The organism is Microbacterium sp. T2.11-28, from assembly GCF_950097975.1.
Taxonomy (GTDB): Bacteria; Actinomycetota; Actinomycetes; order Actinomycetales; family Microbacteriaceae; genus Microbacterium.
The window spans coordinates 122,610-142,873 of sequence record NZ_CATNHF010000023.1; the positions used below are offsets into that span (position 1 = coordinate 122,610).

The 20,264-nt window shown below is 72.7% G+C and carries 20 protein-coding genes; 11 read left to right on the forward strand and 9 right to left on the reverse strand.

What is annotated here, in order from left to right; all coding sequences use genetic code 11:
- The first annotated feature begins 4 nt into the window (after positions 1-4).
- Positions 5-982 (forward strand): FUSC family protein, encoded by a 978-nt coding sequence (locus QQZ13_RS10185; protein WP_284528930.1) that lies wholly within the window; start codon positions 5-7, stop codon positions 980-982.
- Between the two features lie 5 nt (positions 983-987).
- On the opposite strand, the gene QQZ13_RS10190 is transcribed toward QQZ13_RS10185, so the two are convergent.
- Positions 988-1,593, reverse strand: coding sequence for a hypothetical protein (locus QQZ13_RS10190; RefSeq protein WP_284528931.1), 606 nt, complete (start codon positions 1,591-1,593; stop codon positions 988-990).
- Between the two features lie 30 nt (positions 1,594-1,623).
- On the opposite strand from QQZ13_RS10190, the gene QQZ13_RS10195 reads away from it, so the two are divergent.
- The 7 genes from QQZ13_RS10195 (at position 1,624) to QQZ13_RS10225 (ending at position 10,557) form a co-directional block, all read left to right on the forward strand.
- Positions 1,624-2,841 (forward strand): endonuclease/exonuclease/phosphatase family protein, encoded by a 1,218-nt coding sequence (locus QQZ13_RS10195; RefSeq protein ID WP_284528932.1) that lies wholly within the window; start codon positions 1,624-1,626, stop codon positions 2,839-2,841.
- Between the two features lie 118 nt (positions 2,842-2,959).
- Positions 2,960-4,168 (forward strand): glycosyltransferase, encoded by a 1,209-nt coding sequence (locus tag QQZ13_RS10200; protein WP_284528933.1) that lies wholly within the window; start codon positions 2,960-2,962, stop codon positions 4,166-4,168.
- 7 nt (positions 4,169-4,175) lie between these two features.
- A complete protein-coding gene (locus tag QQZ13_RS10205; protein ID WP_284528935.1) occupies positions 4,176-5,270 on the forward strand; it encodes a glycosyltransferase family 1 protein in 1,095 nt (364 codons plus the stop codon).
- 375 nt (positions 5,271-5,645) lie between these two features.
- On the forward strand, positions 5,646-6,629 hold the full coding sequence (locus QQZ13_RS10210) for a GlxA family transcriptional regulator (protein WP_284528937.1): 984 nt from the start codon (positions 5,646-5,648) through the stop codon (positions 6,627-6,629).
- Positions 6,630-6,807: 178 nt separating this feature from the next.
- On the forward strand, positions 6,808-8,973 hold the full coding sequence (locus QQZ13_RS10215; protein ID WP_284528939.1) for an ATP-dependent Clp protease ATP-binding subunit: 2,166 nt from the start codon (positions 6,808-6,810) through the stop codon (positions 8,971-8,973).
- 124 nt (positions 8,974-9,097) lie between these two features.
- Positions 9,098-9,556 carry a hypothetical protein gene (locus QQZ13_RS10220; protein ID WP_284528940.1) on the forward strand — a complete coding sequence of 153 codons (459 nt, stop codon included), beginning with the start codon at positions 9,098-9,100 and terminating at the stop codon, positions 9,554-9,556.
- A gap of 161 nt (positions 9,557-9,717) precedes the next feature.
- Positions 9,718-10,557 (forward strand): UbiA family prenyltransferase, encoded by an 840-nt coding sequence (locus QQZ13_RS10225; protein ID WP_284528942.1) that lies wholly within the window; start codon positions 9,718-9,720, stop codon positions 10,555-10,557.
- Between the two features lie 50 nt (positions 10,558-10,607).
- On the opposite strand, the gene QQZ13_RS10230 is transcribed toward QQZ13_RS10225, so the two are convergent.
- The 5 genes from QQZ13_RS10230 to QQZ13_RS10250 form a co-directional block, all read right to left on the reverse strand.
- Entirely contained in the window at positions 10,608-11,186 is a 579-nt protein-coding gene (locus QQZ13_RS10230; protein ID WP_284528943.1) for an NAD(P)/FAD-dependent oxidoreductase, read from the reverse strand.
- A 5-nt stretch (positions 11,187-11,191) separates the two neighbouring features.
- The gene (locus QQZ13_RS10235; protein ID WP_284528945.1) at positions 11,192-12,370 is read right to left on the reverse strand and encodes an NAD(P)/FAD-dependent oxidoreductase; all 1,179 of its coding nucleotides are present in this window, start codon (positions 12,368-12,370) and stop codon (positions 11,192-11,194) included.
- Entirely contained in the window at positions 12,363-13,067 is a 705-nt protein-coding gene (locus QQZ13_RS10240) for a methyltransferase domain-containing protein (RefSeq protein WP_284528946.1), read from the reverse strand. Before QQZ13_RS10240 ends, QQZ13_RS10235 begins: the two co-directional genes overlap by 8 nt.
- Positions 13,064-14,221 carry a type III polyketide synthase gene (locus tag QQZ13_RS10245; protein WP_284528947.1) on the reverse strand — a complete coding sequence of 386 codons (1,158 nt, stop codon included), beginning with the start codon at positions 14,219-14,221 and terminating at the stop codon, positions 13,064-13,066. The genes QQZ13_RS10240 and QQZ13_RS10245 overlap by 4 nt, the downstream gene beginning before the upstream one ends.
- A gap of 70 nt (positions 14,222-14,291) precedes the next feature.
- A complete protein-coding gene (locus QQZ13_RS10250) occupies positions 14,292-15,680 on the reverse strand; it encodes an MFS transporter (protein WP_284528949.1) in 1,389 nt (462 codons plus the stop codon).
- A 56-nt stretch (positions 15,681-15,736) separates the two neighbouring features.
- Here QQZ13_RS10250 and QQZ13_RS10255 point away from each other — a divergent pair, with 56 nt between their 5' ends.
- A complete protein-coding gene (locus QQZ13_RS10255; RefSeq protein WP_284528950.1) occupies positions 15,737-16,279 on the forward strand; it encodes a transcriptional regulator in 543 nt (180 codons plus the stop codon).
- 132 nt (positions 16,280-16,411) lie between these two features.
- On the opposite strand, the gene QQZ13_RS10260 is transcribed toward QQZ13_RS10255, so the two are convergent.
- Positions 16,412-16,993: a nitroreductase family protein gene (locus tag QQZ13_RS10260; protein ID WP_284528951.1), complete on the reverse strand. Its 582-nt coding sequence runs from the start codon at positions 16,991-16,993 to the stop codon at positions 16,412-16,414.
- Between the two features lie 97 nt (positions 16,994-17,090).
- On the opposite strand from QQZ13_RS10260, the gene rraA reads away from it, so the two are divergent.
- Positions 17,091-17,558 carry a ribonuclease E activity regulator RraA gene (gene rraA / locus QQZ13_RS10265; protein WP_284528953.1) on the forward strand — a complete coding sequence of 156 codons (468 nt, stop codon included), beginning with the start codon at positions 17,091-17,093 and terminating at the stop codon, positions 17,556-17,558.
- A 97-nt stretch (positions 17,559-17,655) separates the two neighbouring features.
- Entirely contained in the window at positions 17,656-18,036 is a 381-nt protein-coding gene (locus tag QQZ13_RS10270; RefSeq protein WP_284528954.1) for a VOC family protein, read from the forward strand.
- Between the two features lie 201 nt (positions 18,037-18,237).
- Here QQZ13_RS10270 and QQZ13_RS10275 read toward each other — a convergent pair whose 3' ends face one another.
- Together QQZ13_RS10275 and QQZ13_RS10280 are read right to left on the reverse strand one after the other, a co-directional pair.
- Positions 18,238-19,329, reverse strand: a complete 1,092-nt coding sequence (locus tag QQZ13_RS10275) for an ABC transporter permease (protein WP_284528955.1) — start codon at positions 19,327-19,329, stop codon at positions 18,238-18,240.
- Positions 19,326-20,210, reverse strand: a complete 885-nt coding sequence (locus QQZ13_RS10280; protein WP_284528956.1) for an ABC transporter ATP-binding protein — start codon at positions 20,208-20,210, stop codon at positions 19,326-19,328. Before QQZ13_RS10280 ends, QQZ13_RS10275 begins: the two co-directional genes overlap by 4 nt.
- Positions 20,211-20,264: the final 54 nt, after the last annotated feature.

A 20,264-nucleotide genomic window follows, 5' to 3' on the forward strand; every position in this document is an offset into this window, starting at 1 on the left:
CGGCATGGCTGACACCGGAGCCTCCGTCGCCCCCGCCGCTCCCGTGTCGTGGCGATGGGCGTCTTTCGTGCGGGGCGCGGTCTACGCGCTTCCCGCGATGGTCGTCGGGTGCGTCTGGCCGCTTCTCGGGATCGCCCTGGCGGTCGGCGTGATCCCGGTGGCCGCCCTCCCGCTGCCGGCGCGTCGTCGCCGGCGGGGGGTGCTGCCGCTGGTGGGCCTCCTCAGTGCGGCGTCGCTGCTGCTCGGATCGCTGCTGTCACCCCACCCGGCCGTGGCGGTGGCGGCCATGTTCGTCCTCGGCGTCGGAGCGGGACTGTGGGCGCGTGCAGCGCCGACCGGCCGCGCGGCGATGACGTTCTGCCTTCCTCTGATCGGGATCGGGCTGAGCTTCGATCCGGCGCCGGCGGCGGTGGCCGCCGCGCTCATCGTGGGAGGGTCCGTGTACGCCGGCCTCGTGTCGCTGCTCTGGCCGCAGGGAGAGCGGCCCGCCGCGCCCGCCGCGCCGACGCCCGATCGCGCCCGGCTGCTCGTCTACGCGTTCGTGCTGGGCGCGGTGGGCGCCACGGCGGCGGGGCTCGGGTTCGCGCTGCACCTCGAGCACGTCGGCTGGGTGACGGGCGCGGCGCTCCTGGTGATGCGCCCGGCGCGGGAGCAGCTGCTGACGCGCAGCGTCGGGCGGGCGATCAGCGTCAGCATCGGAGCGCTGGCGGCGGCGCTGCTGGGGTCGGTCCCGGCGCCGCCGGCGCTGACTGCTCTGGCCGCCGGTGTCGCGGTCGCCGCGCTGGCGGCCTCCGCGGGCAGCCGCTGGTACGTCGCACCGGCCTTCACGACGTTCGTCGTGCTCACGCTCATCCTGGCCCTCCCCGGCGAGGACCCCGCGAGGCGTCTGGTCGAACGGGTCGTCGAGACCGGAATCGGGATCGGGATCGCCCTCGTGCTCGGCGCGCTCGTCCCGGCCGTCGCCGGCCGTCGTCGCGCGTAGCGGGGTCAGCTCGGATCGAGGCGCAGCACGTCCGGCCCCTCGCCGGCGGGGATGTCCTCGATCACGCGGAGCGACCGCGCGAGATCGTCGACCGCGCCGATCAGGGTGCCGAACCGCTCGCGATCGGCGCACACCGCGGTGACGGTGACGAACAGGGACCCGGTGTCCCAGGTGTAGGTCGCGAAAGGCGGGCCGCCGGTGCCGTCCGCGCGCACGGGCGGAAGCGGCATCACGAGCCGCTCGCCCATGCCCAGATGCGTGCCGCGGAACGGCTCGGTGTCGTCGTACTCGATCGGCATCATCGCCCGGGCGGCCCGCAGCTGCGTCGTGGCCTGCTGCACCTGCGCCATCACCACGAGCAGATCGGGCTCGTCCTTCCACACCCACACGAGCACCCGTCCGGCGGCCCTGCGCATGAGGGCGGGCGCGGCCTGGCTCATCGCCCATGCGGCGAAGCCGCTGCCCGGGCGCGCGGCGGCGCCGAACGACGCGTTCGCCTGCGTCAGCAGCATCCTTATCGCCTTCTTGCGGGCGCGGCGGCTGCCGAATCCGAACGAGCCCGTCACCGGGACCCATCGCCGTCGGTCGGCGTCCGCAGAGAGTCTCACCATTCCCCCAGCGTAAGTTGCTAGCATCCCCGCATGCGCCTCCTCTCCCCCCGGGGGGCCGTCGCCGTCCTGGCCGCCGCCGCCCTCGTCGTCGCGACGCCCGTCGCCTCCGCTTCCGCCGCCTCGCGTCCCGCGCCGGTCGGCCTCGTCAGCTTCGTCAGCGCGTCGCTCACCTCCTCCGGAGCCACGCTCACCGTCGACTGGGCCGACGTGTCCGGTGCGCGGAAGTACGAGGTGTTCGCGGCCACGACCTATGAGGGCGTCGCCGACAAGCGCACGCCCTCTCTCACCGTGACCTCCTCGAAGGCGACCCTCACCCGCCTCACCCCGGGCCGCGACTACTTCGTGCAGGTGCGCGCCGTCAACAGCGTCGGCTTCGGCGGGCGCTCGGCCCGCGTGGGCCACGGCACGATCCTGACCGAGGCGAAGCTCACCTCCGACTCCCCGCGCTACCGCGCGATCAGCTGGAACATCTGCTCCAACGCGTGCTCGTCGATCTCCACCCGGGCACGGGTCATCAACACGCGGGTGAAGGAGCTGAAGGCCGACATCCTGGGCTTCCAGGAGGCGTCGCGCTACACCAAGGCTCCCGTCGGCTACCGTCACGTCGTCAACGGGCAGAACGACATCCTCGTGCGCACGGGGCAGTTCTCCCTCGTCGCGAAGAAGACCTCGGCGCCCACGAGCGGCACCGCCCGGTTCGCGAGCAAGTACGCGACGTCGGGCAAGGGCCTGGCCTACGCCGCCCTGAAGCACCGGTCGGGCTCCTACGTGCTGGTCTTCGACGTGCACCTGGTCACCGGCACCTCGCGCGCGCAGGTCAATCAGCGCGAGTACGAGGCGAGCCGCCTCAACACCTACATCTCCGCGACGATGAACCGGCTGGCCAAGACGCACGGGTCCCTCACCGACTGGACGAAGGCGCACGTCCTCATCCTCGGCGACTTCAACACGCACAAGTCGCGGACGGGCGAGGACACGATGGCGATCCTCGAGAAGCGCGGCTGGTACGACACCTTCGACCAGGCGCACGCCCTCACGCGGCAGCACCACAACACGGCGAACCCCGAGTGGAGCACCAAGCCCACGATCGGCGTCACGTGGGGCGCGCACGTGGACAAGGCGCTCGTGCGTCCGTCGCGCTCGGTCGTGTACCGCTGGGCGAACGCGGGCGAGATGGTGAACGGCCGATACGTGACCCCGCTCGGCTCCGACCACCACCCCCTCCTCGTGGACGTCGGACTGCGCTGATCCCGCACTCCCCGCGGGCCGCGGCGCCCGCTCCCGGCCGCACGAGGCCGCTCCGGTAGACTCGCAGCGGCGCGCACGCGACCGCGTTCCTCCGCCGCACAGATTGGCCCCGCACCCCGTGACCGAATCCGCGAGCCCTGCCGACGACCCGCAACCCGCCCGCAGCCCGCTGACCATCGTGATGGCCGCCGACACCTTCGCTCCCGACGTGAACGGTGCCGCGCGGTTCGCCGAGCGCCTCTCGGCGGGCCTGGCCGCGCGCGGCCACACCGTGCACGTGGTGACACCCAGCGTCACCCACTCCCAGCACGGCACCTTCACCGAGCGCATCGAGGGACAGGACCTCACCGTGCACCGGCTGCCGGGATGGCGCTGGTACCCCCACGACTGGCTGCGCTTCGCCCTGCCGTGGATGAGCAAGCACTACGCCCGCCGCGTGCTCAGCGAGGTCAAGCCCGACGTCGTGCACAGCCAGTCGCACATCGTGATAGGACGCGGCCTCACCCGCATCGCCCGCCAGCGCGGCATCCCGGTGATCGCCACCAACCACGTGATGGCCGAGAACATCATCGACTTCACGACGCTTCCGCCGCTGCTGGACAAGGTGGCGCTCAAGCTGGCGTGGGACGATGCCGAGCGCACCTTCAAGATGTCGCAGGCCGTGACGACCCCGACGCGACGTGCGGCCGAGTTCCTCGAGTCGACCATCGACATCCAGAACGTCATCGCCATCAGCTGCGGCATCGACAAGCGCAACTACACGCCCGACTTCACGCCGCGACCTCATCGACGCGTGCTGTTCGTGGGCCGGCTGACGACCGAGAAGCACGTCGAGGTGACCCTCGAAGCGGTCGCCAAGCTCGCGCCCGAGCTTCCCGAGATCACCTTCGACATCGTCGGCGGCGGCGACCAGCGCCGCAATCTCGAGCAGACCGCCCAGCGGCTGGGCATCGCCGACCGCGTCACGTTCCACGGCCGCGTGGACGAAGAGCAGCTGCGCGCCTCGTACTCGAAGGCCGACGTGTTCGCGATCGCCTCGATCGCCGAGCTGCAGTCGATCGCCACGATGGAGGCGATGGCGTCGGGTCTCCCGGTCGTCGCCGCCAACGCCGTCGCCCTCCCGCACCTCGTGCAGGACGGCGTGAACGGCTACCTCTTCGAGCCGGGAGACGTCGACGACCTCGCCGACAAGCTGCGTCGCGTGCTGACTGCGGCGCCCGACGAGTACCTGCGCATGCAGCAGGCGTCGCTCGAGGGAGTGAACGTCCACGACATCGAGAAGACGCTCGACACCTTCGAGAAGCTCTACCGCGGCGAACCGCTGTGAGCGGCGTGTGACCCGGCTCTTCTTCGACGCGCGCTACCTCCGCACGGACTTCCACGACGGCATCAGCCGCTACACCGCCGAGCTCGCGGCGGCGGTGGCCGCGCAGGCGCCGGCCCGCGGGGTCGAGGTCACCTTCCTCGTCTTCGACGAGCGCCAGCGCGCGCTCCTGCCCGACGGGGCGGCGACGCTCCTGATCGGGGCGCCGACCACTCTCACCGAGCCCCTGCGTGCGCGCGAGCTCAACCGCCACCGACCCGACGTCGTGTTCTCGCCGATGCAGACGATCGGCACGATGGGGCGACGCTACCGGCAGATCCTCACCCTCCACGACACCATCTACTACCGCCACCGCACGCCGCCCAAGGACCTGCCCTGGTTCGTGCGCGTCGCGTGGCGGCTGTTCCACCTGTCGTACGTGCCGCAGCGGCTCACCCTGAACGCCGCGGACGTCGTGGCCACCGTCAGCGAGACGAGCGCCCGCCAGTTCGCCGACGTGCGGCTGACGCGCCGGCCCGTGGTCGTGGTGCCCAACGCCCCGCAGCGGCTGGCCGAGCTCCTTCCGGAGGGCGGCTCCGTCGAACCGGGCGCCCGCCACCTCGTCTACATGGGCTCGTTCATGCCCTACAAGAACGTCGAGACCCTCGTGCGCGCCATGGCCGACCTTCCCGGGCGCACCCTGCACCTGCTCTCGCGGATCTCGCCGGAGCGCCGGGCGGAGCTGGAGGCCCTCGTCCCCGCCGGCGCCGATGTGGTGTTCCACGGCGGGGTGAGCGATGCCGAGTACGCCGCGCTCCTGGCCGACGAGGCGGTGCTCGTGAGCGCGAGCCTCGACGAGGGCTACGGGCTTCCGCTGGCCGAGGCGCTCGCGCTGGGCGTGCCGGCGGTCGTCACCGACATGCCGATCTTCCGCGAGGTCGCCGGTGGCGGCGCCCTGTACGCACCCGGCACGGATGCGGCGGCGTTCGCCCGGGCCGTGCGCTCCCTCGACGACCCCGACGAGCTCTCCCGCGTCGTCGCCGCCGGCACCGCGCACATCGCCCGCTTCGACTGGGCTCGCTCGGCCGGCATCCTCCTCGACACGGTCGCGGACCTCGCGCGCTGATCTCCCCGCGCCGACCCTCCCTCGCGCGCCGAGCCCACCCGTTCTCGTCGACCCCACCCTCTGCGGCGAGGTGCGGCGGGGTGGGGTCGACTCGAACGGGTGGGCTCGGCGAGTGGGTGACGGTGACGGAGGCGGAGGTGCGGTGTGCACGGTCCGCGCGCGTCGGCCGCGACGTCGAAAGGCGACGTCAGGGCAGGCGCGCGGGATCGGTGGGGACGGCGCGGTAGCCGTCGGTCGGGAGCGCGCGCAGCGTGGCCACGGCGCCCACGATCGCGAGGCCCGCGATCAGCAGAAGGATGAACATGGCAGAAACACTACGGACGCAGGTATCCCGCCACTAGTGGCAGGACTGCACATGAGGGTAGGATTTCTGCCATGAAGACCGTCGCCCTCGTCGTCCTCCCCGGATTCGCGCCCTTCGAGTTCGGGCTCGCCTGCGAGGCGTTCGGCCTCGACCGCTCCGACGACGGCATCCCGAACTTCGACTTCCGCATCGTCACCCCCGACCCGGGGGCCGTCGAGAGCAACCTCAGCTTCTCGATCAACGTCGAGCACGACCTCTCCTTCGCCGACGAGGCCGACCTCGTGGTGCTCGCACCGATCCCACGCGCCTCGTGGTCCGCGGTCGACGAGCGGGTGGTCGGCGTGGTGCGTCGCGCCGTCGCGCGGGACGCCTGGGTGCTCACCGTGTGCAGCGGCGCCTTCGTCGTGGCCGCCGCCGGCGTGCTCGACGGGCGCCGCGCGACGACCCACTGGCGCTACGCCGACACCATGTCGGAGATGTACCCCGCCATCGAGGTCGACCCGAACGTGCTCTACGTGCAGGACGGCCGGATCATCACGAGCGCCGGCACGGCCGCGGGCATCGACGCGTGCCTGCACCTGCTGCGCATCGAGCTCGGCGCCGAGCTCGCCAACAAGATCGCACGGCGCATGGTGGTCCCGCCCCAGCGCGACGGCGGGCAGGCGCAGTTCATCGACAAGCCCCTGCCCGAGACGGCCTCGCTCTCGCTCGCGCCCGTCACCGACTGGATGCTCGCGAATCTGCGCCTGGACCTCTCCGTCGACCAGCTCGCCGCCCGCGCCCACATGTCGCCGCGCACCTTCGCCCGTCGTTTCAAGGCGGACTTCGGCACCACTCCGGCGGCGTGGCTCGGCCGCCAGCGCATCATCCACGCGCAGCGCCTGCTCGAGCAGACCGAGCTCGGGCTCGACGCCATCGCCTACGAGTGCGGCTTCGGCTCGGCGGCGGTGCTGCGGCAGAACTTCGCGCGCGCCCTCGGCACGACGCCGACCGCGTATCGCGCCCGCTTCGCCTGTCCTGTCCCCGCCGAGCCGATGGGCGCGCTCGCCTCCTGAGTCACGGGGTGGGTGCGGTGTTTCGTCCCGCTGCGCTCGCTCGACGGCCGGGGAGGTGCTCGGTGGTTGAGCGAGGAGCGCAGCGACGAGACGAAACGCCTCCACCATCCTCAACGTCCGTGGTAAAGTTGAGCCAGAGCGACTCAAGTTTGAGTCCCATCGACTTTCAGGAGCACACATGAACGCACAACCCGCACCCGGGCAGGAGGAGCAGCAGAGCGCCCTCGAGCAGTTCGGGATCAACCTCACCGATCGCGCCCGCCAGGGCAAGCTCGACCCCGTCATCGGACGCGACAGCGAGATCCGCCGCGTCAGCCAGGTGCTGACCCGCCGCACGAAGAACAATCCCGTCCTGATCGGCGAGCCCGGCGTCGGCAAGACCGCCGTCGTCGAGGGGCTCGCGCAGCGCATCGTCGCGGGCGACGTGGCCGAGTCGCTCAAGGACAAGGAGCTCGTCACTCTCGACATCTCGGCGCTCGTGGCCGGAGCCATGTACCGCGGTCAGTTCGAGGAGCGCCTCAAGAGCGTGCTCAAGGAGATCACCGAGTCCGAGGGTCGCGTCATCACCTTCATCGACGAGCTGCACGTGCTCATGGGGGCCGGCGGCGGCGAGGGCTCGGTCGCGGCGTCCAACATGCTCAAGCCGATGCTCGCCCGCGGTGAGCTGCGCCTGATCGGGGCGACCACCCTCGACGAGTACCGCGAGTTCATCGAGAAGGACGCCGCGCTGGAGCGGCGCTTCCAGCAGGTGTACGTGGGTGAGCCGTCGGTGGAGGACACCGTCGCGATCCTCCGCGGACTCAAGGGGCGCTACGAGGCGCACCACGGCGTCACCATCAGCGACAGCGCGCTGGTCGCCGCCGCCGCGCTGTCCAACCGCTACATCCCCTCGCGTCAGCTGCCCGACAAGGCGATCGACCTCATCGACGAGGCCATGAGCCGCCTCAAGATGGAGATCGACTCCAGCCCGGTCGAGATCGACCAGCTCCGTCGCCGCGTCGACCGCATGCGCCTGGAGGATCTCGCGCTCAAGAAGGAGAAGGACGACGCGTCCAAGGAGCGCCGCGCGGCGCTGCGCGAGCAGATGGATGCCGCCGAGTCCGAGCTGCGCGTGCTCGAGGCCCGCTGGGAGCGGGAGCGCGCCGAGCTCAACCGCGTCGGCGATCTGAAGAAGCAGCTCGACCAGGCCTACACGGATCGCGACCGGGCCCTCCGCGAGGCGGACTACGCCCGCGCCTCCAAGCTGGAGTACGAGACGATCAAGCGGCTCGAGCAGGAGGTCGCCGACGCCGAGCGCGCCGACACGTCCGCGGGTCCCGACGGCGAAGGCCGGATGGTCAACGAGCAGGTGACGGACGAGGACATCGCCGCGGTCATCGCCGCGTGGACCGGCATCCCGGTCGGGCGCCTCCTGCAGGGCGAGGGGGAGAAGCTCGTCCACCTCGAAGCCGAGCTGGGCAAGCGCCTGATCGGTCAGAAGGACGCCGTCAAGGCGGTCTCCGACGCGGTGCGCCGTTCGCGCGCGGGCATCAGCGACCCGAACCGGCCGACCGGATCGTTCCTCTTCCTCGGCCCGACCGGCGTCGGCAAGACCGAGCTCGCCAAGGCGCTCGCCGACTTCCTCTTCGACGACGAGCGCGCCATGGTGCGCATCGACATGAGCGAGTACGGCGAGAAGCACTCGGTGGCACGCCTCGTCGGAGCCCCTCCGGGCTACATCGGCTACGAGCAGGGCGGACAGCTGACCGAGGCGGTGCGGCGCCGGCCCTATTCGGTCGTGCTCCTCGACGAGGTCGAGAAGGCCCACCCCGAGGTGTTCGACATCCTGCTCCAGGTGCTCGACGACGGACGGCTCACCGACGGGCAGGGGCGCACCGTCGACTTCACGAACACGATCCTGATCCTCACGAGCAACCTCGGCTCGCCCATCCTCATCGATCCGACCCTGTCGCCCGAGAGCCGGCGCGAGCAGGTGATGGCTCTGGTGCGCCAGGCGTTCCGGCCCGAGTTCCTCAACCGCCTGGACGACATCGTGATGTTCCAGGCGCTCAGCGAGGACGACCTCGCGCAGATCGTGGAGCTCTCCGTCGACGCGCTGCAGCGACGGCTCAAGGACCGGCGCCTCACGCTGGCGGTCACCCCCGACGCCCGGGCCTGGCTGGCCGAGCGCGGCTACGACCCGATCTTCGGCGCGCGGCCGCTGCGCCGCCTCATCCAGTCCGAGATCCAGGACCGCCTCGCGATGGCCCTGCTGTCGGGCGGGGTGCACGACGGCGACCTCGTCCGCGTGGACGTCGCCGCCGACGGCTCGGCCCTCGTGCTGACCAGCGCCGGCCCCGCCTGATCCTTCCCCCATTTCGCCGAGCCGACACGTTCTGCGCGAGCCGACACGATTCGGACCGCACGCAGCGTGTCGGCTCGGCGGAATCGTGTCGGCTCGGCGAGGGCGGGTCGGCTAGCGTCGGAGGATGCAGTTCGCCTCCTCCGGTCGCATCGTGGTCGTCGCCCAGTGGGTGCTGGCCGTGCTGCTGCCCGCCTTCGTCTTCCTCGGCCGCGGGTTCGTCGGAGCCGAGCTCGGCTGGATGGCGGTGATCGGGATCGTCTACGGCTGGGTGACCATCCCGCTGCTGCTGATCCCGCCCGTGATCACGCTGTTCGACACCGCGGCTCGTCAGGCGGGCACCGTGCGCGAGCTGTACGCGATCTTCACGGCGCTCCTGTGGTTCGGGCTGCTGCTCGCGGGCGTGTCGATCCCCGACTCCGGCGACAGCGGCCACCTGACCTCCGCCGTGTCGGCGTGGACCGGCGCCTCGTACGAGTTCTCCTCATCGCTGTTCACGGCCGGAGCCGGCGTCGCCGTGCTCGCCTGGATCGCCGCGATCGTCGTCGCCGTCCGCGGCGCCCAGCTCGGTCGCCGCCCCGCCTGAGTCGCCCCTCGCCTCCCACCCCTGCCCGCGAGCCGACACGCTTCTGCCGAGCCGACACGCTTCGCGCGTAAGCAGCGTGTCGGCTCGGCGCGAGCATGTCGGCTCGGCAGAGAAGCGGGGCCGGGGCGAGCGAAGCGGATGGGACGGGGTAGCGTCGAGGGATGCCACGACCCTCGCGCTCGCTCGCCCTCTGGGGTGCGTCGCACCCGGGGCCTTCCCTCGTGGTCACGGCGCTCGCGGTCGCCCTCGGCATCGCCGCCGGCCTCGGGCCGTGGCGGGTGGTCCTTCTCGGCGTGGCCGTGCTGGCCGGTCAGCTGTCGGTGGGGATCTCCAACGACGCGATCGACGCGGCCCGCGACCGCGCGGTCGGCCGCACCGACAAGCCCATCGCCCGCGGCGACGTGTCGGTGCGGACGGCGTGGATCGTCGCGTCGGCGCTCGTCGTCGGATCGCTCGCGCTGTCGCTGGCGCTGTCGCCCGTGATGGCGCTGGCCCACGCCGCCGCCCTGGCGTCCGCGTGGGCCTACAACGCAGGGCTCAAGAACACGCCGCTGTCGATCGCGCCGTTCCTGGTGAGCTTCGGACTCTTCCCCTCCCTCGCGACGCTGTCGGCCGCCGAGCCGGCGTTCGCCGCCCCGTGGGCCGCGGTCGCGGGGGCGGCCCTCGGCGCCGCGGTGCACCTCACCAACGTGCTGCCCGACCTCGAGGACGACGCCCGCACCGGTGTGCGCGGGCTTCCGCACCGCCTCGGCGTGCGGACCTCCGTGATGCTGGCGGTCACCGGCATCCTCGTGGGCGCCGTGTCCGTGCTGGTCGGACCGGTCCTGCTCGACGGCGCGGACATCACGGTGCTCTCCTGGCTGTTCTTCGCGCTCGCCGTGCTCGTGGCCGCGGCGACGCTGTACCTCGCCGTCGGCCGCCCGCCCGCGCGGGTGCTCTTCCGCCTGACGATGCTCGCGGCGCTGGTGCTCGCCGCGCAGCTCGTCGCCACCAGCGTCTGACGGCGGCACCCGCACCGCGACGGCGCCCGCCCCCTTCGCGCGGCGTGCGGCTACCGGCGGCCGCGGTGGGCGGCGGACCCCGCGGCGCCCGCGAGGGCGAGCGCCGGACCGGCCGCGAGCTGGAGCAGCGGATGGCGCAGGGCCCGGATGACGCGGACGGGGCCGAGCGACTCGACGATCGCCGGCACCGCCCACTCGTCGACCTGCGACTGGTACCTCGTGACGACGGCCTGCGTCGGGCTGGAGTCGGCCGCGACGACCGTCGAGGAGAACCGGAGCTCGTCGCGCAGCCCCTCGGCGAGGATCTGACGCAGCGCGCGGCGCTGGGAGAGCATCCGATCCTGTCCCGCCGGCTCCGGAGCGATCACGATCGGTCGCAGCCGGGAGTTCGCGATCGTGAACTGCGAGAACGTGTCCGGCCCGTCGGAGACGGCGCGGATGCGGTCCACCAGAGACCCCGGGACGTGCCGCTCGATGACGGAGACCGCCTCGGGGGTGAGGGCGATGCGATAGCCGCCGGTGTCCGCCGCGCTCGCATCCCGGTCGAGAACGACGACGTCGGCACGGCGACGGAGTGCGTGCGCGAGCACGAGCCCACCCAGTCCCGCCCCGACGATGACGACCCGCACGGCCGCTACCCTGCCGCGGTGGGGTGTCGGCCGCTGTCGAACCCCATCGCGTAGGCGTGCGCGAGGAGCCGCCCGCCCGGACCGGAGATCGCGGCCCCCAGCACGCTCGACCGCACGCGATGGAGCACGGGACTGCGCGGCCGGCCGAGAGCCGTGTTGACGCTCGCGATGGCGGCGGCGACCCGGGCCGACCGCACCCGCGACCGCTCCCACCGCTCCAGCTCGGCATCGGGGGCCGCACCGGTGCGGACCCACGTGGCGACGAGCGGGGCCAGGCCGACGGCGTCCAGCAGTCCGAGGTTCATGCCCTGGCCGCCGATCGGGCTCACCTCGTGGGCGGCATCGCCGACGACGAGGACCGGCCCGCGGCGCAGACGCGGAGCCACCGCCCGGCGCACCCGGAACGATGTGGCGCCGGTCACGCGCTCCGCGGCCGCCGCCTCGCCGCGTCGACGCATCGCCGCGCGCAGGCGCTCGTCGCGGGTCTCCGGTCCGGTGTCGGGGTCGTCGCCGAGGCCGTCCCACGCGACGAAGCGCCGCCGGCCCCCGGGGAGCGGGAACGACTCCAGCACGCCGTCGCGCGCGAGGGTCACGACGGCCACGTCGGCGTCCGGCCGGGGATCGACGTCGGCATCTGCCATGAGGTAGCGGTCGGCGTACGCGTGGATCGCGACGCCACCCGGGCGGTAGACGAGGTCCCGCCCGCCCGCTCCCGACGCGACGATCGCCACCGCGGCGTCCCACTCGCGCGCGCCGTCCGCCGTCACGGCCTGCACGCGCACGCGCCGCCGGCCGTCGCCCGCGATCGTGCGGATGCCGGTGACGAGGGCCCCGCGCCGCACGGGGGGCGCATCCTGCGCGAGGGCGGCTTCGGTCACCGGCTGCGGCAGGGTCGCCACGAACGGGAACCGCGTCGAGAGGGCGTCGAACCGCACGACGCCGAGCACCCGCCCGTCGGCGCGGCATTCCCCTCGGTCGACGCGCACGGCGCCGGCGAGGAGGCGCTCGGTGATCCCGCTCGGCTCGAGGGCGGCCAGCACCGGCGCGTGGAGTCCGATCGCGCGGGAGCGGGAGCCCCGTTCCGCGCGGCGCTCGAGGGTGAGCACATCGAGCCCGCGGCGCGCGAGCTCCGCGGAGAGCAGGAGGCCCACCGGTCCCGCACCCACCACGACGACGTCAGGCACGGCCGGTCCCCACCGCGAGCACGCGGAACGCCGCCGGCGTCTCGACCCGCCACCGGGGTCCGAGGGCCTGCGCCAGCTCTTCCGTGCGGTAGCTGCGCCGGATCGAGCGGAGGCCGTCGGTGCGCAGGAAGGTCCCGGGCGCGAGCGGAGTGATGCCCACGGCGTACAGTCCGTAGGCGGCGGGCGAGCGGGCGATGTCGCCGTGCAGCACGGGCCCGTCCGTCAGGGCGAGGGAGTCGTCCGCGAAGGCGGCGAGCTCGTCGGCCGCGAGGTGATGCAGCACGTGGTTCGACAGCACGGCGTCGAACACCTCCCCCTCGGCGCGGAGGGTGCCGGAGTCGGTGCAGCGGAAGCGCGCACCGGGGATCGCCGCCGCCGAGGCCACCGCATGCGCGCGGGGGTCGGGGTCGGCACCGACCCACTCGACGTCCAGGCCGTCGCGGCGCGCGAGGCCCGCCAGCCGGGCGATGACGTCGCCGCCGCCCGATCCCAGGTCGAGCACGCGCGCGGCGCCCCGTCCTTCGCGCTGCCGGGCGACGAGGTGCGGGCGGAGGTGGTCGCGGTACACCCCGCCCCACGCCGCCACGAGCCGGTTCACGATCCGGAAGCGGCGCAGCGTCGCCGCGAGGCGGTCGGGATCGCAGTCCGGATCGTCCATCAGTTCGCGCACGGCCGTGTCGCGCTCGCGCAGGCTCATGACGCGGGGCCGGGGCGGCGCGTGAGCAGGGCGGACTCGACGGTCAGGCCGGGGCCGAAGGCGAGGGCGGCGATGGAGGCGGAGCCGCCGCCGGTGCCGGACCCGCCCCCGGCGCCGGTCTCGTCGGCGAGGAGCTCGGCGAGGATGAAGAGGATCGTCGCGCTGGACATGTTGCCGTGCGTGCGCAGGACGGCGCGCGAGGCCGCCAGTGCGTCGGCCGGCAGATCGAGTCCCGCTTCGACCCGGTCCAGGACGCTCCGGCCCCCGGGGTGCACGGCCCACACCGCGGGGGTGTCGCCGGCGAGGAACGCGCCCACCGCGGCGCGGATCTCCCTCCCGATGATGCGCGGGACCTCGGCGGTGAGCGTCATCTCGAAGCCGTGGTCGCCGATGGTCCACGCCATGTCGCGCTCGCCGTCGTCGGTGACGGTGGTCCCGAAGCGCTCGAGGTCGAGCCGCGCGCCGGCGCGATCTCGCAGGTCGGCGCGGGCGCTGACGATCGCGGCGGCCGCGCCGTCGGCGAACACCGAGGCCGCGACGATCTGCTCGGGGTCGGGTGAGGGGCGGAAGTGGAGGGTGCACAGCTCGGCGCACACGACGAGGACGACGGCGTCGGGCTGGGCGGCGCACAGGGCGTCGGCCAGCCGCAGCGCGGGCATGGCGGCGGCGCAGCCGACGAATCCCAGATGGAAGCGCTCGGCGGTCGGCGCCAGCCCCAGGTCGCGGATCAGACGGTAGTCCGGGCCGGGGGCGAACAGGCCGGTGCACGACACGGTGACGACATGGGTGATCGCCGCCGGCTCCAGGGCGGCGCCGGCCAGCGCGGCGCGGGCGGCCCCGGCGAACAGGGGCGGCGCGAGCCGCACGTACTCGGCGTTGCGGGCGGCGGTCGTGGGAGCGTGGAGCACCCCGTCGGCGCCGATCACCGGCAGCGTTCCGGGGGCCCGGTCGGCCGAGGTGCGGGCGGCGCCCTCGCCGAGCTCGGCGAGCACCGTGTGCCGGGTGTCGATGGCCGCGGCGTCGAAGGCGGCGTGGATCAGCCGCGACGTCAATCGGTCCACCCCCGGCTGCGCGGTGAACAGGTCGCGCACGTGCTCTTGCGGGAGGCGCGTCGGGGGAACGGCGGTTCCGATCGACAGGATGCTGGCGGGCATGGTTCACCGTAACCGGCATCGGCGGATTCCCGATGGGGGTTGCGGACAGACGCCGCGGAGGTGACCTCGCTCAGGCGGCGGCGTCGCCGGACGGATCCTCGGCGCGCGGCAGGTCGCGCACCCGCCAGAACGGCCCGAGCACGACCGGCAGCGCCGACGCCACCGACCCGGCCGCGCCGATCCACAGCGCCGGCACGGTGCCGAGCCAGGTGCCCAGCCATCCCGCGGCCAGCGCCGACAGCGGCATCACCCCCCAGACGCAGAACCGGATCGACGCGTTCATCCGGCCGAGCAGACGCGGCGGTGTGATGCGCTGGCGGAAGGTCACCTGGGTGATGTTGTAGACGAGCACCGCGAAGCTCATCACGAACCCCTGGGCGACCACCAGGGCGAAGGCGGCGGGGGTGGGGAGCAGCACCGCGAGCGGGAACGGGATCACCGACAGGCTGAAGGCGATCGCGCTCAGGGGGATCGCCCGCGCCTCGCCGACCCGGGCCACGATGCGCGGTGTGGCGATCGCGCCGAGCAGCCCGCCGACGGCCGTCAGTGAGAAGACGAGACCCATGACGGCGGGCGTGAACCCGATGATCCGCAGGTAGTAGATCGGCATGAGGGTGAAGATGAAGGTGCTGAAGAGGTTCGAGATCCCCGTCGTGGCGACGATGCGCCGCAGGAATCGGTTGCCGAAGACCCACGCGAGCCCCTCGGCGATCTCCCGGTGCAGGGGCGCGCGATCCTCGGGCGCCCGGAGGGTCTCGTGGTCGCGTGTGCGCAGCAGGGCGATCAGCGACGCCACGTAGGTGGCGACGGTGGCCAGGACGGCGAGCGGAGCGGTGATGAGCCCCACGAGGCCGCCGGCGACGGCCGGGCCCGACAGGCCCGCCAGCTGCTGGGTGGACTCGAGCTTGCCGTTGGCCTCGGCGATCTGGTCGGGTCGCACGAGCGAGGGGACGATCGACTGGTACGACACGTCGAAGAAGACGGTCGCGACGCCCACCACGAGGGCCACCGCGTACAGATGCCACATCTCGAGCCCGCCGGTGAGGAACAGCACCGGGACGGCGGCGAGGGCGAGCGCGCGCACCGCGTCCGCCCAGATCATGACGTGCCGCTTGCGCATGTGGTCGATCCACGCGCCGGCGGGAAGGCCCACCACGAGGAACGCGGCCATCGCGGCCGCATTGAGGTAACCGACCTGCGCCTCGGTGGCCTGCAGCACCAGGACGGCGAGCACGGGAAGGGCGAGCTCGGTGATCTGCGAGCCGAACTGGCTGAGCGCCTGGCCGCCCCACATGGTGAGGAAGTTGCGGTCGCGCCACAGCGATCCGCGGGCGGCGGGGGCGGGGGGCGCGCCCTGCTCGGACTCGACCGCGTCGGCGGCGTCGGCGCGCGACATGCCGGACGGCGACTCGGCGCGGGCGGCCGCGACGACCTCCGGAGGCTGTTCCGATTGGGACATGCCAATCAGTGTCGATCACCGATTGGGAATTGTCAATCGGGCGCTAGACTGCGGACATGGCCGACACGACCGACACCCGGGACGACGGCGCCAACGTGCCCTCCGAGGCCGAGTCGGAGGCGCTCGCCCGCGCGCTCAGCTCGCCGCTGCGCCTGCGCATGCTGCGGCTGTGCGCGTGGGAGGCGCGGACCAACAAGGAGCTCGCCGATCTGCTCGAGGTGAACCCGGGCACCATGCTCCATCACGTGCGCACGCTCGTCGACACCGGGCTGCTCGCCGCCGAGCCGGCGCGGGCCGGCGCACGAGGGGCCCGCGAGGTGCCGTACCGCGCGACGGGCCGCTCGTGGCGCGCGCCGCGGGTGCCCAACCAGTCGATCGTGCTGCTGGAGACCATGCGCCAGCAGATCGTGGGCGTGGATCCCGCCGACATCGAGACGACCTGGCTGGGCCTGCGCCTGAATCAGGAGCACGTCGACGAGCTCCGGGACCGGCTCTACGGCCTCCTCGAGGAGTTCAAGCAGCGCGGTCCCGACGTCGACGGCGAGACCTTCTCGCTCGTGACGGTGCTCCATCCCGACCTGAACCCGCCCGCCGCCTGACCGGCGGACCTCGCCCTCGCTCGCCGAACCCACCCCTACACGCCGAGCGGGCCCCCTGTGTCGGGTGCACAAGGGGCCCGCTCGGTGGCAAGGGGTGGGCTCGACGCCCGAGCCGCTGCGCGCAGCGCGGGGTCAGGCGTTCGCGACGACCGTCGTCTCCAGCGGCAGGCGGGTGCGCGGGGCGAGCTCGCGCTCGCGCAGGGCCTCGGGTGCCGCGTCGATGTCGCCGAGAGCGCCGACGGCCATGACGGTGACCGCCGCCAGGTCGGCGCCGAAGCCGAACGCGCGGGCGATCGCCTCGCGGTCGAACCCGCCCATCTGGTGGGTGTGCAGGCCCGACGCGTGCGCCTGGATCGTGAAGTACGCGGCCGCCTGGCCGGCGTCGTAGGACGCCCAGGCCAGCGGCTTGCCGTCGACCGAGGTGGTCGTGGCGAAGACGACGAGTGCCGCCGCGTCGCCGGCCCACGAGCGGTTGAAGCCCATGAGCGCGGCCACGATGGCCGCGTGCTCGGCGCTGCCGCGGCGCGCGACGACGAAGCGCCACGGCTGGGTGTTGTTGGCGGACGGCGCCCAGCGGGCCGCTTCGAGCGCGCTGTGCAGTGCCTCCTCGTCGACCGGGGTCTCGGCGTCGAACACGCGGGTGCTCCAGCGCTCGGCCAGGACGTCCAGGATGGGCGCGTCGGTCTGGGCGGTGTGGACGGTGGTGATGCTCATGGCGTCTCCTCGTTCGGCTTTCTCGGATGGGGACGCCATCGTCCTGATGCATGCAACCGCATACGACGCCCATCTGTTCCCGCAGTACCGTGGGGGGATGACGATCGCCACGGCCGACCTCTTCGACGAGCGCGGCGACGAGCTCGACTCCGTCGCGGTGCAGTTCCACGACTTCGGCGGGCGCACCGCGTTCGACGGTCCGGTGCGCACCGTGCAGTGCCATCGTGACAACGCGCTCGTGAAGGAAGTCCTCGCCACGGCGGGCGAGGACGCGGTGCTCGTGATCGACGGCGGCGGATCGCTGGAGTCGGCGCTCGTCGGCGACCTCATCGCGGCCTCGGCCGTCGCGCACGGCTGGTCGGGCATCATCGTCCACGGCGCCATCCGTGACCGCGACGCGATCGGCCGCCTGCCGCTCGGGGTCAAGGCCCTCGGCTCCAACCCGCGCAAGAGCGCGAAGGACGGCGCGGGCGAGGTGGATGTCCCCGTCGAGATCGGCGGCGTCCGCTTCCGTCCGGGCGCGCACGTCTGGGCCGATGCCGACGGCATCCTCGTGGAGCGCTGACGCCGCCGCGACCCCTGGCGCAACGCCGCGCGGAGAAGAAGACTGAGGTCACGGCGGAGCCCCGCCTCATCCTCCGCACCGATCCACAGGAGCAGCCATGGTCACCATCAGCTCGGCGTTCGCGGGATTCTCCGTGGACGACCTCGCCGCCGCCGAGGCGTTCTACCGCGACACCCTCGGCCTCGCCGTCGAGCGGAACGGGATGGGCATCCTCGAGATCTCCCTCCCCGGCGGCGGCCACGTGATCGCGTACCCGAAGGACGATCACGAGCCGGCCACCTTCACGATCCTGAACCTCGTCGTCGACGACATCGACGCCGCCGTCGACGAGCTCAACGCCGTCGGGGTGACCACCAAGGTCTACGACCGCGAGGACCTGCCCACCGACGAGCGCGGCATCGCCCGCGGCAACGGCGGACCCGACATCGCCTGGTTCCGCGATCCGGCCGGCAACGTCCTGTCGGTGCTCGTCGGCTGAGGCGTTTCGTCTCGTCGCTGCGCTCCTCGCTCGACGACCGGCCGGAGCAGCACCCCGACCGGTCGCTGCGCTCCTCGCTCGACGACCGGCCGGAGCACCACCCCGACCGGTCGTTGAGCGAGCGAAGCGAGACGAAACGCAGAGACGAAACGCAGAGACGAAACGCAGAGACGAAACGCAGAGACGAAACGCCGCGCCTGCTCAGGCCTTGAGCGCCTCGGCGAGCTTCACACGGGCGCCCATCCGCAGCAGCGAGTTCTCGTAGATCTTGGCGCCGATCACGATGGCCAGCGCGCAGGTCGCGAGCAGGATCGCCAGCGAGACGAGCGGCTCCCACCACTGCGCCTCGCCCAGGAAGACGCGCACCGGCATCCCCACCGGGGCGGAGAACGGCACGTACGACATGACCGACATGACGACGGGGTTGTCGTTGAAGAAGATGACGAGGAAGTACGGCGCCATCACGAGGAACGTGAGCGGCGTCGTGGTCGATCCGATGTCCTCCTGCCGCGAGACCATCGCAGCGGCGGCCGCGAACAGCGACGCGAGCAGGATGAACCCGAAGAGGAAGAAGACGGCGAACCACACCAGCGGCGCGCCGAGGCCCGTCAGCAGCGCCCCCTGATCGGTGACCGTCAGCCCGACGATCGCGATGGCGGCCAGTCCGATGATCTGCCCCATGGCGAGGATGGTGTTGCCGAGCACCTTGCCCGCCAGCAGCGCCCGCGTCGGGATCGCCGAGATGAGCAGCTCGACCACGCGGGTCTGCTTCTCCTCGACGACGCTCTGCGCGATCGTGGAGCCGAACGTCAGCGCCGCCATGAAGAAGATGAGCCCGAATCCGAGGGCGACGAAGTAGCGCAGCGCCCAGTCCACGCCGCCGGTGTCGAGCAGCTCGACCGCCGGAGTGATGCTCAGCAGCTGGAGCAGGCCGCCCGGCGCGGACTCGTCGGCGACGACGGTGAAGCCGAACGGATCGGCGCCGCCGGGGATCAGCGCCGCGTCGACGTCGCCCGAGCGGACGAGCTCGCGGGCCTCCGTGGCGTCGGCGGCCTCGGTGACCTCGACCGCGTCGCCGTAGGGCTGCAGCGCGCTCGCGGTCTGGGGCGTCACCGCCACGGGGATGCGGCTGTCGCTGCCGGCGGTGAACCCGCCCCACAGCACCGAGGCCAGCGCGATCACGAAGAGGATCCCGGTCGAGATGAGGAACGCCTTGCTGCGGAGCTTCGAGCCGATCTCGCGCTCGGTGACGAGCCAGACGCTCTGGGCGAAGGACGGGGCGGACGCGGTCACTGGATGACCTCCTTGAAGATCTGGGCGAGCGAGGGATGCCGCGGCGAGAAGCTCGCCACGTCGCCGGTGTCGACGGCTCGGCGCAGCACGCGCTGCGCCGACTCGTCGCTGTCGGCGTCGAACAGCGCGTAGCCGCCGTCGAACTCCAGGACCTCGATCCCGGGCTCGTCGCGCAGCCACCCCGCGTCACCGGCCGACACGAGCTCGAAGCGCCGCTGGGCGTGCTGGCTGCGGAGCTCGTCACGGGTGCCGGCGGCGCGGATCGTGCCGCCGGCGATGATGACGAGGTCGTCGCAGAGCCGCTCAACGACGTCGAGCTGATGCGAGGAGAACAGCACGGCCGCGCCCTGGGCGGCGCGTGCCTGCAGCACGCCGGCCACGACGTCCACCGCGAGGGGGTCCAGGCCCGAGAACGGCTCATCGAGGATCAGCACCTTCGGGTCGTGGACGAGCGCCGCGGCGATCTGCGCGCGCTGCTGGTTGCCGAGCGAGAGCGTCTCGATGTTGTCGGTGAGGCGCTCGCCGAGCCCCAGCTCCTCGAGGAGCGCGGTCGCGCGGCCCGTGGCGTCGGGCTTGGAGAAGCCGTGGAGCCGGGCGAGGTAGACGATGTGCTCCAGCACGCGCATCTTGGGGTAGAGGCCGCGCTCCTCCGGCATGTAGCCGAAGCTGCGGCGGTCGGCGGCCGTCACGGGGGAGCCGTTCAGGGTGACGGTGCCGCCGTCGCGAGCGAGCACGCCCAGCACGATGCGCATCGTCGTGGTCTTCCCGGCTCCGTTGCCCCCGACGAAGCCGGTGAGCCGGCCGGGCGCGACGTGGAACCCGACGTCGTCGAGCACACGGCGTCCGCCGTAGCTCTTGGTGATCCCGTTCAGTTCGAGCATGCGCTCCTCCTCAGGTGGCGGGCCGCTCCCGACCCTCTGCCTCCACGCTAGGCA